Consider the following 15,800-nt stretch of genomic DNA (forward strand, 5'->3'; position numbering starts at 1 on the left):
CCTCGAGACTCGTGGCTTCGCCACATGCGCTTCGAGGGCTGACAGCAGACGCGGGCCGAACCCTTTCAGGGCCTCGCTGAACTCGGCGCCGGGAGAATTGGGATGCGGGTGGCTGTCCATAGTTGCGGACCTCGGGCATTCACATGATCGCGGGCACGCGTGGGCGTCCGGGGTGCGCTGTTCGCGCGGGCGTGGTGGGCCGATCCCGGCGTTCAGGGTGCTGGGTGCCGCGGTGCCGCCGTCGGCCGGGGTGGGGGCCGGACTGCCTCAGGTTCCGTGAGGGCCGGTGGGTGAGTGCTCTCCGTTTGTCCCGGTGGGTGCTCTCTCGGTTTGTCCGGGTGGTGCGTTGAGCCAGGACGGGGTGGCGGATGCGAAAGGCCTCGCCGGACTCGGTGTGAGTCGGCGAGGCCTTTCGATATTCGGTTTGCTGCGGTTGGTGGGGATTACCGCTGGGCGACCGCCGTGGGCGGGATGGGGGCGGGGAGGGCGGTCTCGCCTTCCAGGTAGGCGTCCACCGAGGCCGCGGCGGCGCGACCTTCGGCGATGGCCCAGACGATCAGGGACTGGCCGCGACCCATATCGCCGGCGACGAAAACGCCGGGGATATTGGTGGCCCAGTTCTTATCGCGCTGGACGTTGCCGCGCTGGTCGTAGCCGACACCGAGATCGGTGAGCAGGCCGGGCTTGTCGGGGCCCACGAAGCCCATGGCGAGCAGGACCAGATCGGCCTGGAGCGTGAAATCGGTGCCCTCGACCTTCTCGAACCGGCCGTTGGCCATCTTGACCTCGTGCGCGTCGAGTCCGGTCACCTTGCCGTCGGAGCCGACGAAACGTTCGGTGTTCACGGAGAACACCCGTTCGCCACCCTCTTCGTGTGCCGAGGAGACCCGGTACATCAGCGGGTAGGTCGGCCACGGCGTGGAACCGGCGCGCTCCTCGGGCGGGCGGGGCATGATCTCGAACTGGTGGACGCTGGCCGCGCCCTGCCGGTGCGAGGTGCCGAGGCAGTCGGCGCCGGTATCGCCGCCACCGATGATGACGACCTTCTTGCCGTGGGCGTGGATGGGCGGCAGGCCCTGCTCATCGGTCACCGGATCACCCTGCTGCACCCGGTTGGCCCAGGGCAGGAACTCCATCGCCTGATGGATACCGTCCAGCTCCCGGCCCTGGATGGGCAGATCGCGGGCCTGGGTGGCGCCGCCGGCCAGGACCACCGCGTCGAACCGCTCACGCAGTTCGTCCGCGGTGATATCGACACCTACGTTCACCCCGGCCTTGAAGATGGTGCCTTCGGCCTCCATCTGTGCCAGACGGCGGTCGATGAAACGCTTCTCCATCTTGAATTCCGGGATGCCGTACCGCATCAGGCCGCCGATCCGGTCGGCCCGCTCGAAGACGGTCACGGTATGCCCGGCACGGGTGAGCTGCTGCGCGGCGGCCAGACCCGCGGGCCCGGAACCGACAACGGCCACCTTCTTACCGGTGAGCCGGGTCGGGTACACCGGCGCGACCCAGCCCTCGTCGAAGGCGTTCTCGATGATCTCGACCTCGACCTGCTTGATGGTCACCGGGTCCTGGTTGATCCCGAGCACGCAGGAGGCCTCGCACGGCGCCGGGCACAACCGCCCGGTGAACTCCGGGAAATTGTTGGTGGCGTGCAGCCGGTCGATACCCTCGCGCCAGCGGTTCTGGTGCACCAGATCGTTCCACTCGGGAATCAGGTTCCCGAGCGGGCAGCCGTTATGGCAGAAGGGAATACCGCAGTCCATACAGCGGCTGGCCTGCCGCTGCAGGGTCTCGTGCGGAAAACCCTCCTGGTAGACCTCTTTCCAGTCCATCAGCCGCAACGGCACCGGACGGCGTTCGGGCAACTCCCGGGACGTGTGCTTCAGAAATCCTTGGGTGTCACCCACGAGCGGCCCCCGAATAGTCACAGCGCCTCGTCGACGTCATCTTCAAAGCTCCCTCATTACCCACGAGCGGCCTCCATAATCGCCTCGTCGACGTCCTTACCGCTCTTCTCGGCCTCGGAGATGGCGAGCAGCACCTTCTTGTACTCGCGCGGCATGACCTTCACAAAGTGGTTCACCTGCTGCGACCAGTCGCCCAGGATGCGTTCGGCCACAGCGGAACCGGTCTGATCCCGGTGCTGGGCGATGATGTCGCGCAGCCAGGTGAAATCGTCACCTGACAGCGCCTCGATGGCATCGGCCTGTTCCGGGTTGACCCGGCCGCCGAATGTGTTGTCGGGGTCGTAGACGAACGCGAGACCGCCCGACATACCGGCGCCGAAGTTACGTCCGGTATCACCCAGGATGACCACGCGGCCGCCGGTCATGTACTCGCAGGCATGATCGCCCACGCCTTCGACCACGGCGACGGCGCCCGAGTTGCGTACCGCGAACCGCTCACCGACGACACCGCTGATGAACGCCTGGCCGCTGGTCGCGCCGAACAGGATCACGTTGCCCGCGATGATGTTCTCGTCGGCCTTGAACTCGGCCGGGGCGTTGGGCGCCGGGCGCACCACCAGGTGACCACCCGAGAGACCCTTGCCGACATAGTCGTTGGCGTCGCCCTGCACCCGCAGCGTGATACCGGCCGGAACGAAGGCACCGAAGCTGTTGCCCGCCGAACCGGTGAGGGTGATGTCGATCGTGTCGTCGGGCAGGCCGGCGCCACCGTAGAGCTTGGTCACCTCGTGGCCGAGCATGGTGCCGACCGTCCGGTTCACGTTCGTGATCTTGGTGTCTATCTTGACCGGCTTACCGAACTCGAGCGCATCGCGGCTCTGCGCGATCAGCTCGTTGTCCAGCGCCTTCTCCAGGCCGTGGTCCTGCTCCCTGGTGCGGCGCCGCTCCTGGAACATGAACGCCGTCTCGACATCGTCGAGGATCGGCGAGAGATCCAGTTTGCTCGCCTTCCAATGCTGCTTGGCCTTGGCGGTATCGAGCATATCGACCCGGCCGATGGCCTCGTCCAGGGTGCGGAAACCGAGCTGCGCCAGCAGTTCCCGGACCTCCTCGGCGATGTACATGAAGAAATTCACCACGTACTCGGCCTTACCGGTGAAGCGATCACGCAGCACCGGATTCTGGGTGGCCACACCCACCGGGCAGGTGTCGAGGTGGCAGACCCGCATCATGATGCAGCCGGAGACCACCAGCGGCGCGGTGGCGAAACCGTACTCCTCGGCGCCGAGCAGCGCGGCGACCACCACATCGCGTCCGGTCTTCATCTGACCGTCGACCTGCACCACGATCCGGTCGCGCAGACCGTTGAGCAGCAGGGTCTGCTGGGTTTCGGCGAGGCCGAGCTCCCACGGACCGCCCGCGTGCTTGAGCGAGGTGAGCGGGGAGGCGCCGGTGCCGCCGTCGTGCCCCGAGATGAGCACCACATCGGCATGCGCCTTGGAGACGCCGGCCGCGACGGTGCCGACACCGGGTTCGGCGACCAGCTTGACGTGGATACGCGCCTGGGGGTTGGCGTTCTTCAGATCGTGGATCAGCTGCGCCAGATCCTCGATCGAGTAGATATCGTGATGCGGCGGCGGCGAGATCAGGCCTACGCCCGGCGTCGAATGCCGCACCTCGGCGACCCACGGGTACACCTTGTGCGCGGGCAGCTGACCGCCCTCGCCCGGCTTGGCGCCCTGGGCCATCTTGATCTGGATATCGGTGCAGTTGGTCAGGTAGTGCGCGGTCACGCCGAACCGGCCCGAGGCCACCTGCTTGATCGCGCTGCGCCGCCAGTCGCCGTTGTCCTCCGGCTCGAACCGGGCCGGCGATTCGCCGCCCTCGCCCGAGTTGGAACGGCCACCCAGGCGGTTCATGGCGATGGCGAGGGTTTCGTGCGCCTCGGCCGAGATCGAGCCGTAGCTCATCGCACCGGTGGAGAACCGTTTGACGATCTCGCTCGCGGGCTCGACCTCCTCGATCGGAATCGGGGAACGCGCGCCCTTCTTGAACTTGATCAGGCCGCGCAACGAGGCCAGCCGCTCGGACTGATCGTCGACGAGCTTGGTGTACTCCTTGAAGATCGAGTACTGCCCGCTGCGGGTGGCGTGCTGCAGCTTGAACACCGTATCCGGGTTGAACAGGTGGTACTCACCCTCGCGGCGCCACTGGTACTCACCACCCACCTCGAGCTCGCGGTGCGCGCGCTCGTTGCGGTTCTCCAGGAAGGCCACCGCGTGCCGCTTGGCCACATCGGCGGCGATCTCGTCCAGGCCGATGCCGCCCAGATGCGACCGCAGGCCGGTGAAGTACTCGTCCACCAGTTCCTGCGACAGGCCGATCACCTGGAACAGCTGCGCGCCGTTGTAGGAGGCGACGGTGGAGATGCCCATCTTGGACATCACCTTGAGCACGCCCTTGCTGGCGGCCTTGTTGTAGTTCGCGACGGCCTTGCGGTAGGCGGCCGCCGGGTCGCCTTCGGCGCCCGGGACCGCCAGCGCGTCACGATCGAGCATGTCCTCGATCGATTCGAAGGCCATGTACGGGTTGATCGCGGCGGCGCCGAAGCCGACGAGGGTCGCCATATGGTGCACCTCGCGGGCGTCACCGGCCTCGACCACCAGGCCGACCATGGTGCGGGTGCGTTCCCGGACCAGGTGGTGGTGCACCGACGCGGTGAGCAGCAGCGACGGGATCGGCGCGAGCTTCTCGTTGGATTCGCGGTCCGACAGCACGATGATCCGCGCGCCGCCGTCGATCGCGGCCGAGACCTGGGTGTTGATCGCGTTCAGCGCCTTGCGCAGACCCTCGCCGCCAGCCTTGACGTCATACAGTCCGCGGACGACCACCGAGCGCAGACCGGGATGACTGCCGTCGTCGTTGATATGGACCAGCTTCGCCAGTTCGTCGTTGTCGATGATCGGCTGCTGGATCACGATCTGCTTGCACGATTCCGGGCTCGGATGCAGCAGATCGGACTCCGGGCCGATCTGGCGGCGCAGGCTGGTGACGACCTCTTCGCGGATCGCGTCCAGCGGTGGGTTGGTGACCTGCGCGAACTGCTGGGAGAAGTAGTCGAACAGCAGCCGCGGCCGGGCCGACAGCACGGCGATCGGGGTATCTGTACCCATCGATCCCAGCGCTTCGGCGCCGGTTTTGGCCATCGGCGAGATCAGCAGGTTCAGTTCCTCGAGGGAGTACCCGAAGATCTGCTGCCGGATGAGCACCCGGTCGTGGGACATATGCACATGCGGGCGGTCGGGCAGATCGGAGAGGTGCTTGATACCGGCGTCGAGCCATTCCCGGTACGGGTGCTCGGCGGCCAGCTGGGATTTGATCTCCTCGTCACCGACGATACGGCCCTGCGCGGTATCCACCAGGAACATACGACCCGGCTGCAGGCGGATCTTGCGGACGACCTTGGACTGGTCGATATCCAGGACGCCGACCTCGGAGGCCATCACCACCAGGCCGTCGTCGGTGACCCAGATCCGGCTCGGGCGCAGACCGTTGCGGTCCAGGACGGCGCCGATCACGGTGCCGTCGGTGAAACATACGGACGCGGGGCCGTCCCACGGCTCCATCAGCATCGAGTGGTACTCGTAGAACGCGCGGCGCTGCGGGTCCATGTTCTCGTTGCGTTCCCAGGCCTCGGGAATCATCATCAGCACGGCGTGCGGCAGGCTGCGCCCGCCCAGATGCAGCAGTTCCAGGACCTCGTCGAAACGGGCGGTATCGCTGGCACCGGGGGTACAGACGGGGAAAATCTTCTCCAGCCGGTTCTTACCCGCGGAATCCTTACCGAAGACATCCGAACGCAGCAGCGCCTCGCGCGCACGCATCCAGTTCTCGTTACCGGCGACCGTGTTGATCTCGCCGTTGTGCGCCACCCGGCGGAACGGATGGGCCAGCGGCCAGGAGGGGAAGGTATTGGTGGAGAACCGGGAGTGCACGATACCGAGGGCGCTCTCCACCCGGTCGTCCTGCAGATCCAGGTAGAAAGCGCGCAGCTGCGGCGTGGTGAACATGCCCTTGTAGACGAAGGTCTGGCCGGACAGGCTGGAGAAGTAGACGGTCTCCTTGCCCACGGCGCCCTCGCCGGCGCCGGACCGGCCCAGTTCGTGCTCGACCCGTTTGCGCACGACGTAGGCACGCCGCTCCAGGTCCATATCGGTGAGCGGTTCGGCCGAATCGGCCGGCGAACCGATGAACACCTGCCGGAACAGTGGCATGGCGTCGCGCGAGAGTGCGCCGAGCGACGATTCGTCGATCGGTACCTCACGCCAGCCCAGTACCGTCAGGCCCTCTTCCTTGACGATTTTCTCCACGCCGTAACAGGCTCGGGCAGCCTCGCGCCGTGCCTGGGGCAGGAAGGCGATACCGGTGGCGTAGGAGCCTTCGGCAGGCAGCTCGAAGTCGACCACTGCCCGGAAGAAGCGGTCGGGGACCTGGATCAGGATGCCTGCGCCGTCGCCGGAGTTCGGCTCGGCGCCCGCGGCGCCGCGGTGCTCCAGATTCAACAGGGCCGTGATGGCCTTGTCGACGATGTCACGGCTGCGGCGGCCGTGCATATCACCGACGAACGCGACGCCGCAGGCGTCGTGTTCATTCGCCGGGTCGTAGAGCCCGATGGGTCCGGGGGACCTGTGGCCAGGTAGTTGCGTCATGCCTCTGCCTTCGAGAAAGTCGACCTCGACGTGGTGCGGCCTCGAGAGAACGCCCGTTGTCGAACGCCGGTACTGTCGAACGCTCCCTGCTAGGACTGCGTCCGTACGTTCGCCGACACCAGCCGCGCTGATGGTGTTCGGCGTGCAGTCACGTCTGAAGTTGTCGCACCCGCGCCGGTGCGCTGGTGCCCGCCGGTAACGAAACGCTTACGCGCTCGGAACTTCGAGGCGGGATTTCGCCCGCTAGGCTGGCCGGTATCGGTGGGTTGCCCGTACGTTTCCTCGGCCGAACTCGGTGTGTGCGGCGTAAGAGCAAACGATAAGCCAGGCTTCGGGCCCAACCAACCAAGGTTGCCCTAATAATCGGTCTAGCTGGGCTTCTTCATTCGTTCCTCCACATATGCGCGTTTTCTAGTGTAAAGCAGCGCTCGGGGGTGGATCGATCCCGGAGTAGCCCTCCGAACAGCGGCGATCCACCGATCCGGACGGTTCCGTCGAACCATCCCGAATTCACCGAACACGCGCTCACCTGCATCGGAGTTGAATTCCCGCGGATGCCGAGGGGCAAACCCATGCACCCATGGCTAACCGTCACACGGCCCGATGAGATGTTCGTGACAGCCGCGTGACAAGCACCGAACATGATCCGACCGTCCGGACTGTTTTGCGATTCCGCCACCTCAGCACACAATTGGCAAACGCCGATTTCAGTGGTGTAGAACACATTGTTCGGATCTGTTTACGAATCGGTCCTGTTGCGACAGCGCAGGATTCGACCTCGGCAGACATCCGCCCACGCCAGGGCACGCGGCCACGACGCGACACTCTCGGACCGGCCTGTGAAGATGCCCACACAGGCGCGCGAGGGCTCGATCGACCGGCGTGCCGCCTGTCACGCTGAGACAACGAATCGATGACAGCTGTAGAGGATATGGGTCCCATGAGCGTCACCGGCATGTTCATCTGGCTCGGCGGCGGACAGCCCACCGAGGCCGCCGACGGATACGAACGGACCGGCTACACCGTCACCGGCGTGGCCGTAACGCTGTTCGCCCTGGTCACCGGCGGGATCGCCGCGGCCGCGCTGGGTTCGGGCGACTGGCCGGCCCCGGCCGTCGTGCCCGCGGCACTGGTCGCGGGTGTGCTCGCGGGCCTGATCGGCCGCGCCCTGGCCGGCGCCGAACCGACGGCCCGGCCCGACCGCCCGGCGGGTGCGCCGAATACCCGCGCGGTTCTGCTGCGGGTCGGTGTGGCGCTGGCCGCGGGAATTCTGGTGGCGGAACTCGCGACCACAGTGCTGTTCGCCGGCACCGTCGACCGGGTACTGGACGAACGCGCCGCGACGAACGCCACCACCGCCCCCGCCGTACGGACCGCCCAGGACGACCTCGACCGCGCGACCACCGAACGGACTGCCCTGGACCGGACCATCGCCCAGGCCACCACCGAGATCGACACCGCCCTGATCGTCGCGCGGTGCGAATTCAACCCGACCGCCGAATGCCCGCAGACCAAGATCACCGGTGTGCCGGGGCGCGGTCCGGAGGCGAAAACCGCCAACGACATGCTCGATGACGCCCGCGGCGCTCTCACCGCCGCGCAGAACCGGATGGGACCACTGGACCAGCGGGTGACCGACGCCCGGACCGCACTGCAGGAGGCCCGCGTCGCGGCCACCGGCCAGGGTGATCGCGGATTCGGCGCCCGGTGGTCGGCCGCGCACGAGCACACCACCGGGCACGCGGGCGCATTCGTGATCCGGGTGCTCACCTGGCTGTTCTTCGCGCTGCTGGCCCTGCTTCCACTGATCCTGCGCCGGTGGCGCGGGGAAACCACCCAGGAGCGCCGCCGGGCCGCCGACGCGGTCCGCGACCGGGCCGATCGCGCCGCCGACGCCGCCGTCGCCCAGCAGGAGGCCCGGGTCCGGGCCGAAACCGCGGCGGTCCGGGCGGAACAGCAGCTCACCGCCGCCCGGCTGGCCGCCGAGGCCGACACCACGATCGACAGGGAACGCCAGCGCACCCGGGTGATCGCGGCGCTGGGCGGACTGGAGATCGGCGTCACCGAACGTGACGGCGTCACCGGCGCCGCGGAATCCGAACCCCGCGCACTGCCCGGCGGTCGCGAACTCGAACGCGTGGAACGCGCCGATCTACCGGCACCGCTCGCCGCGAGCACGGATAAACGCCCGGCCGGGCTGGAGCTGCCTTTCATCGGCACCCTTCCGTTCAGCGATACCGCCGCCCGCATGATCCGGCCGCTGGTCCCGGCTTTCGTCGGTACGGCCATCGACAGCGCGCTCGACACCGCCGGCCGGCCCCTGCGCACGGCACGCCAGGTGCTGACCGAGGCCGAGGAGATCACCTTCACCCTGCGCCGGACGCGGAAGGTCACCGTGGAGACCCGGCCCGGTGACCCGGAACCCGACCGGCACTCCTCATCCGTAGCGCCGCGGCACGACGACGAGGTGATCGACGCCGATTTCACCCTGGACGCCGACGCCATCGTCTCGGCCACCACCCGGCTGGAGCCCGGGCACGCCACGCTGCCGGAGAAAAACCCGGCCCGCGAACTCCCACCCGCGGACCGATAACGCCTGCGCGGTGCGCGGCCGGTTCGTCCGGCACCCGCGGACGGGCACACCCGTTAGACTCGGCCGCGTGCAGCCTGCCGCTGATCCGGCCGGTGCCGTCGGGGCGGGAGTGGATCCGGAGAACCGAGCCCAAGATGCGACGGTTCCGATCCGCCCGCTGAGTTTCCGGGAACTACTCGACCTGCCGTTCGCGCTGCTGCAGGCCGATATACGGCTGCTCGCGGGCTGCGCCGGAATCCTGCTGGTGTCCGGTGAGCTGGTGGTGGCCGGGTTCATCGGCCTGATCTCGCACCTCACCGACGGGTCGGACGAGGGGACCGCGCTCGCCGCGATCTTCGCGACCCTCGGAGCCGCCTGGCTGCTACGGGTCGCGCTGCGGGGTGTCACGGTGACCACCGGTCTGGCACGCGTCCTCGGCGCGCCGGTCGATCTCCGGGAATCCGTGCGCCGCACCGGCGCCCGCCTGGGCCCGCTGCTGCTGACGCAGGCGGTATTCACCGCGATCGGAATCGCCGTCCTGGCCCCCAGCGCCGTGCTGTTTCCCCTGACCTTCGTGGGTGGCCTGCTCTGGTTCCTGCTCACCTACCCGCTGCTCATCCTCTTGCTGGCCTGGCTGCGCGCGATACATTCGGTGGCCGAACCGGTGTTGTTCGCCGAGCGGACCACCGCCGGTGCCGCACTGAAGCGGTCCGCGATGCTGTCCCGCCCGCTGCGCGCCCGCCGGGCCGGTCTCCGGATCTGCCTGCACCTGCTGTTCGCCGTGCTCATCGTCCCGCTTCTGGGTCTGATGTTGTTCGCCGGCGATATCTCCGGCACCCACCGCTGGCCGTTCCTCATACTGGTCACCACCGGCGCGCTGCTACTCGTGGCGTTCGCGGAGGTGGTGGAGGCCGCGGCCCGGGTGGTCGGCTATCTCGACCTGCGCTGCCGTCGCGAAGGTTTCGATATCCGCATTCCCGCCGGAGGCCCCCGGTGACCGCTCCGCAGCCGCCCACACCGGAGCTCCCCCATCTGGCCGCCGCCGCCGTGCACAACGCCGCGGCCGAACGGGCCGCGGCGCACGGCGATTTCGATACCGCGCTGCGGGAACGGTTCCGGGCGGTGCTGCGGGGGCTCGAACAGCGCGCGGTACTGGACGTCCGCCGGTCCCGGACGGCACGCGAAACGGCACACGAGACCGCGACGGTGCTGCCACCCGAGATCTCGGCCGAGATACCGCCCGCGGCCGATGCCTTCGACGAGGTCGTCTACGGCGGCCGGCGGGCCGACGCGGACGAGTACCTGCGGCTGACCCGTGCCGATCGGTTCTCGGCGACCGCGCCGCCACCCACGACGGAGCCGGTCGAGGTCGAGTCCGGCGCACGCCGCTCCCGGTCGCGCAAGGGTTCGTGGGCGGGGCCGCCGCTGCTTCGCGATCCCCGGTTCTGGGGCACTGTGGCCGCGCTGACCCTGTCGGCCCTGATCCTGTACGCCGTGCTGCAGGGATGTTCCGGGCCCACCGCGCCCCGGCCGCCGGAGGCGCCGCCGCTGGATCCGCCCCCGGTCGATCCGCCCGACGACTACGACCCCGATCTCCCCCGGCCGACCGGTGACGATTCGCTCTTCGCCCGGACCCCGGCGTGGCTGGCCTTCGGCGGCCTGCAGTTCCTGATCGCCGGCGCGCTGCTCGTCTGGTGGCGGGCCCGGCGCCGCGGCGCGGTGGTCGGCGAGCCACGACCGGTGGAGGTGGCCGCGGGCGAACTACTGGCCGGGCAGGCGGGCCTCTACCGCCGCTCCGGCGACTACCCGCATATCGCGGATGTGCTACGCGCCGCGACGATCCGGCGGCTGCGCCGCGCGCTCGGCGTGACGGCCGGTATCACCCCCGAGGCACTGGTGGCGGCGGTCGCGGCACGTATCGGTGCCGACCCCGGCACGGTCGGCTCGGCGCTCTACGGCCCGGTTCCGGACGGGCCCGCCCTGGAACAAGTTGCCGCGCAACTCGAATGGATCGAAGCGGAGGTCGGATGACCAGCATTGACACCGATAAGGCGGGTACCGGCGCGACGTCCGGGCCCTCGGCGGCCGAGTCCGCCGAGGCGTTCGCCGCCTTGCGCACCGAGATCGGCAAGGCGGTGGTGGGCAACGACAACGCCGTGATGTATCTCGTCCTGGCGCTGCTGTGCCGCGGCCACGTCCTGCTGGAGGGGGTGCCCGGTGTGGCCAAGACCCTGCTGGTCCGCGCCCTGGCCACGGCGCTCGATCTGCAACACAGCCGGGTCCAGTTCACCCCGGATCTGATGCCCGCCGATGTCACCGGCTCGCAGATCTACGATCCGCATTCGGCCGAGTTCACCTTCCGCGACGGCCCGGTCTTCACCAATCTGCTGCTGGCCGACGAGATCAACCGCACACCACCGAAAACCCAGTCCGCGCTATTGGAGTCGATGGAGGAACGCCAGGTCTCGGTGGACGGCCGGGCCCGGCCGCTGCCCGATCCGTTCGTGGTGGTCGCCACCCAGAACCCCATCGAACAGGAGGGCACCTACCCGCTGCCCGAGGCGCAGCTGGACCGGTTCCTGTTCAAGGTCGATATCCAGCTGCCCGACCGCGACGACGAATTCCGCGTCCTGCAACGGCATGCCTCCGGTTTCGATCCCCGCGATCTCGCCGGGGCCGGCCTGCGTCCGGTGGCCGGCCCCGCCCATATCGCCGCCGCCCGGTCCGCGATCGCCGATATCACCGTGCGACCGGAAGTCCTCGCCTACATCGTCGACCTGTGCCGCGCGACCCGCGCCGCCGCGGCCGTCCAGCACGGGGCTTCCACCCGGGGCGCCACCGCCCTCATGGCCGCGGCGCGGGCCCTGGCCTGGTTGAACGGCCGTGGTTTCGTCACGCCCGATGATGTGAAAACGGTGGCCGTGGCCGTACTCCGGCATCGGTTGCAGTTGCGCCCGGAGGCCGAACTCGACGGGATCACCGGCGAGCAGGTCATGGCGTCGCTGCTGCTGTCGATCCCGGTTCCGGTGTAGTCCGTGGTCGTCACCGGCCGCCTGGTCCTGATCGCGGTCGCAGCGGCGATAACGGTCGCGGCGGCGATCCCCTCCTGGGTCGGAGTATTGCTCGCCACCACCCTGGTGGGCGCGCTGGCGGCCGCCGACCGGCTGCTGACCCCATCCGGTGCGGACGTGACGCTGCACCGCACGGAGTTATCGGTGCTGCGCCTGGGCGGCCACACCGATATCGAACTCGCGGTGACCAACACCGGTTCCCGCCCGCTACGCGGTGTCGTCTGGGACGACTGGCCCGCAGGGGCCGGAGCCACGGGCCGCGAACACCGCATCGCGCTGGCGCCGGGAAACCGGGTCCGGTCGCACACCACGGTCGCCCCCACCCGCCGGGGCGACCGCAGCGCCGGCCCGGTGACGGTGCGCCTGTTCGGGCCGATGGGGCTCGCGGGGCATCAGTTCCGTCGCGAGGTCCCGGGGCGGGTCCGGGCATTGCCGCCGTTCCGCAGCGAACGCCTGCTCTCCTCCAAGGTGAAGCGGCTACAGCATCTGGAAGGACGGAACCGGGCCGATCAGCGCGGGGCGGGCACCGAATTCGACTCGTTCCGCGAATACGTACCCGGCGACGACGTCCGCGCGATCGACTGGCGGGCCACCGCCCGGGCCGCCGATGTGCTGGTGCGCACCTGGCGGCCGGAACGTAACCGGCATGTGCTGATGTTGCTGGACACCGGTCGGATCGGCGCGGCGCGGATCGACGAGGGAACGCGGCTCGACAGCGCGATCGAGGCGGCGCTGCTGCTGGGCAGTCTCGCCGCGGCGGGCGGCGACAGCGTCGGCCTCCTCGCCTACGACCGCCGGGTCCGGGCCGAGGTCCGGCAGGCAACCGGAAAGGGTCTGCCCCCGAAACTGATGCACGCACTGGCCGGTGTCACTCCGGCGCTGGTGGACACCGATACCGAGGGTCTGGTGCGGGCAGTGGTCCAACGGGCCAGACGGCGAAGCCTGATCGTCTGGTTCACCAGCCTCGACAGCGCCGCCGTCACCGAGAACCTGCTGCCCGTGCTGCCCGTGCTCGCGCAACGCCACCGGGTGCTGATCGTCTCCGTCACCGATCCGGATGTCGCCGCCGCGGCCGCCGACCGCACCGGCCTCCGGTCGCTCTACCGTGCCGCGGCCGCCGAAGTCCGGATCGCCGAGCACGCGGTACTCCAGGAATCGCTGCGGCGCAGCGGTATCGCGGTGGTGGCCGCGTCCGCCACGGATCTACCCGAAGCGCTGGCCGACGAATATCTGGAGCTCAAACAGTCCGGTGCGCTCTGATCTCAGCGCGGCACCGGCAGCGGAGCCGGCAACAGCGGAGCCGGCCGGTACCCCGGTGCCGGACCCGCCGGTAGGGCGCGGCGCTGGCGTTCGGCAATCACACTGCCCAGGATCTGCACGGGGGGATAGCCCGTGGGCGCGGTGGTCCGCAGCCGGACGCAGACCGCGGTGACCAGGGCCTGGCCGAGCTCGTGCCCGGCGGCCGGTGTGAGCGAGTTGATCCGGGTCAGATACCGGCGTATCGCGAGCGCCAGCTCCTCCGGCAGCGCGGCCGTATCCAGTTCGGCCGACCATCCGGTGAGCCAGGCCGGCGGTACCGCCAGCGCCGGAACGGACAGCGGCTGCCGGATATGCACGACGACCGTCCCGGCCAGCACATCGCCGACCCGCCGCGCGTCGGCGGAGCACAGCGAACTCACGACGGCGATCACACCGAAAAGGCCGAGCATCCAGAAATCGACGATGGCACCGGTGAGGCCGCGGGTCAGCGCATGGCGGAAGTCCACCGGCCCACCGTCGGCGCGTACGACCCGCAGCCCGAAGGCGAGCTTTCCCGGCGTGGCGCCACGCAGCAGGGTCTCCCAGACGACCGGATAGCCGACCAGGACGGCCACCAGCGAAACCAGCGAAAGGGTGGTGAACCACGGGTCGCTGTCGTCACCGCGCAGCACCAGCATCACGACGGTCATCAGGATGATCCCGAGCACGACCTGCAGGATCAGATCGAGCACGAAAGCCGCGGCGCGGGTCGGGATACGGGCGACCGGCAGCTCGAGCGCCACCGCTTCCCCCGTCGTGAATTCAGCCATATCGCATAGCATTCTTCCACGGCGGCCCGCGTCGCACCGCGGTCCGCGAACGGTACGCCGCCGAGCGCCGGCCGGATAACGTTCCGCCCGGCAGGGCCGGACACCGCGGCCGGCGGCTCGCGACGGGCGTGCAGTGGGAGGGAAGCCTTATGGATGTGGACGCGTACAGCGCCCGGAACCGGGGAGCCTGGACGAGGCTGGACACCTTGTCGCGGCAGCGGAAGCTCACCGGCGCCGAAACCGATGAACTGGTGTCGCTGTACCGGCGCACCTCGCAGCAGCTGGCCCGCCTGCAGACCCACAGTCCCGAACCCGAACTGGTCGCCGGTCTCAGTGCTGTCCTGGCCCGGGCGCGAGGCCGGATCGTCGGCAGCGCGCCGAACACCTGGACCGAGATCGGCCGCTTCTTCACCCACACCTTCCCCGCCGCGGTGTACCGGGTGTTCGGGTGGTGGCTCGGCGTAGCCGTGGCCTTCCTCGGCGTGGCGGCCGTTTTCGCCACCTGGATCGCGGTGGACCCGTTCGCACGGGAAACGCTTGGGCTGCAAGAGGACACCAGTGCGCTGACCGCCCCCGGGGGCGCCTTCGAGACGTACTACACCGAGCATTCGAACGATGCTTTCGCGGCATTGGTCTGGACCAACAATGCCTGGGTGGCCGCACTGGCGCTCTTCATGGGTGTACTGATCCTGCCGGTGCTGTATCTACTGTTCATGAACGCGCTGAATATCGGGGTGACGGCAGGGTTGATGGCCGAGGCCGGCCGCCTCGACTCGTTCTTCGGCTTCCTGCTCCCGCACGGAATGCTGGAACTGACAGCCATTTTCATCGCGGGTGGCGCCGGATTGAAACTCGGCTGGACGCTGGTCGATCCAGGTCCGATGAGCCGCGGCGAGGCGGTGGCGCACCAGGGGCGCGCCACCGCGGCCATCGCCCTCGGACTCGTGCCGACCCTGCTGGTCGCGGGACTTCTGGAGGGCTTCGTGACCCCGAGCGTGCTACCCACCCCGGCGCGCATCGCCTGTGGACTGCTGGTCGAGACGGTCTTCCTCACCTATATCGTCACCGCGGGTCGCCGGGCAGTCCACGGAAAGGGCGTCTCGACCTCCGGTTCACCTGCGGTGTACGCGCCGGACAACAGGTAGACAACCCGGAGCACACGCCGGCAGGTCACATTTTGTGAGGTAGCAGCAAAGTGGGCTGGATGACCAGTGAGAATTCCCCCGATTGAATTCCGCTGGCCGCAGCGAGTCGCCGCTCTAGCTGCGGCCAGCGTTACCGTTGACTCTACACAATCGTTATTGCTACGCAACCCGTTGCGAGTGAGGTCACAGGTATAAGTCGCAAGCCAGCAAACATCTGGAAACCCCCTCCTGGCACCCGTTCCAGCTAACTTCCAGCAGTCGGTCGCACGCTTGCAACGGTGCTTTCATATGCAAGTACATTTGATTTTTACTGGTCATAGC

General features: G+C 68.6%; 9 protein-coding genes. 6 read left to right on the forward strand and 3 right to left on the reverse strand.

The features are described 5' to 3' along the window. Window positions 1-443: 443 nt before the first annotated feature. Both AB0F41_RS21540 and gltB read right to left on the reverse strand, forming a co-directional pair. Window positions 444-1,913, reverse strand: coding sequence for a glutamate synthase subunit beta (locus AB0F41_RS21540; RefSeq protein WP_357426526.1), 1,470 nt, complete (start codon window positions 1,911-1,913; stop codon window positions 444-446). 56 nt (window positions 1,914-1,969) lie between these two features. Continuing rightward, entirely contained in the window at window positions 1,970-6,622 is a 4,653-nt protein-coding gene (gene gltB, locus AB0F41_RS21545) for a glutamate synthase large subunit (protein WP_357426447.1), read from the reverse strand. 913 nt (window positions 6,623-7,535) lie between these two features. On the opposite strand from gltB, the gene AB0F41_RS21550 reads away from it, so the two are divergent. From AB0F41_RS21550 to AB0F41_RS21570, 5 genes are all read left to right on the forward strand, one after another. Then, window positions 7,536-9,215, forward strand: coding sequence for a DUF4407 domain-containing protein (locus AB0F41_RS21550; RefSeq protein ID WP_357426449.1), 1,680 nt, complete (start codon window positions 7,536-7,538; stop codon window positions 9,213-9,215). A gap of 67 nt (window positions 9,216-9,282) precedes the next feature. Next, on the forward strand, window positions 9,283-10,191 hold the full coding sequence (locus AB0F41_RS21555) for a hypothetical protein (protein WP_357426451.1): 909 nt from the start codon (window positions 9,283-9,285) through the stop codon (window positions 10,189-10,191). Beyond that, on the forward strand, window positions 10,188-11,225 hold the full coding sequence (locus AB0F41_RS21560; RefSeq protein ID WP_357426453.1) for a DUF4129 domain-containing protein: 1,038 nt from the start codon (window positions 10,188-10,190) through the stop codon (window positions 11,223-11,225). The genes AB0F41_RS21555 and AB0F41_RS21560 overlap by 4 nt, the downstream gene beginning before the upstream one ends. Next, window positions 11,222-12,226: a MoxR family ATPase gene (locus AB0F41_RS21565; RefSeq protein ID WP_357426455.1), complete on the forward strand. Its 1,005-nt coding sequence runs from the start codon at window positions 11,222-11,224 to the stop codon at window positions 12,224-12,226. Before AB0F41_RS21560 ends, AB0F41_RS21565 begins: the two co-directional genes overlap by 4 nt. Before the next feature lie 3 nt (window positions 12,227-12,229). Further along, entirely contained in the window at window positions 12,230-13,525 is a 1,296-nt protein-coding gene (locus AB0F41_RS21570; RefSeq protein WP_357426457.1) for a DUF58 domain-containing protein, read from the forward strand. Window positions 13,526-13,527: 2 nt separating this feature from the next. On the opposite strand, the gene AB0F41_RS21575 is transcribed toward AB0F41_RS21570, so the two are convergent. Continuing rightward, window positions 13,528-14,334 carry an RDD family protein gene (locus AB0F41_RS21575; RefSeq protein ID WP_357426459.1) on the reverse strand — a complete coding sequence of 269 codons (807 nt, stop codon included), beginning with the start codon at window positions 14,332-14,334 and terminating at the stop codon, window positions 13,528-13,530. Between the two features lie 149 nt (window positions 14,335-14,483). Between AB0F41_RS21575 and AB0F41_RS21580 the strand changes: the two genes are divergently transcribed. Then, complete coding sequence (locus AB0F41_RS21580) at window positions 14,484-15,479, forward strand: stage II sporulation protein M (RefSeq protein WP_357426460.1); 996 nt, start codon at window positions 14,484-14,486, stop codon at window positions 15,477-15,479. The last annotated feature ends 321 nt before the right edge of the window (window positions 15,480-15,800 follow it).

It is taken from the genome of Nocardia sp. NPDC024068 (genome assembly GCF_040638875.1).
GTDB lineage: Bacteria > Actinomycetota > Actinomycetes > Mycobacteriales > Mycobacteriaceae > Nocardia.

Excerpts from the sequence above, each read along its gene's own strand:
- gltB (WP_357426447.1), bottom strand. The coding sequence starts at position 6,622 with ATGACGCAACTACCTGGCCACAGGTCCCCCGGACCCATCGGGCTCTAC.
- AB0F41_RS21550 (WP_357426449.1), top strand. The coding sequence starts at position 7,536 with ATGACAGCTGTAGAGGATATGGGTCCCATGAGCGTCACCGGCATGTTC.
- AB0F41_RS21565 (WP_357426455.1), top strand. The coding sequence starts at position 11,222 with ATGACCAGCATTGACACCGATAAGGCGGGTACCGGCGCGACGTCCGGG.
- AB0F41_RS21575 (WP_357426459.1), bottom strand. The coding sequence starts at position 14,334 with ATGGCTGAATTCACGACGGGGGAAGCGGTGGCGCTCGAGCTGCCGGTC.
- AB0F41_RS21580 (WP_357426460.1), top strand. The coding sequence starts at position 14,484 with ATGGATGTGGACGCGTACAGCGCCCGGAACCGGGGAGCCTGGACGAGG.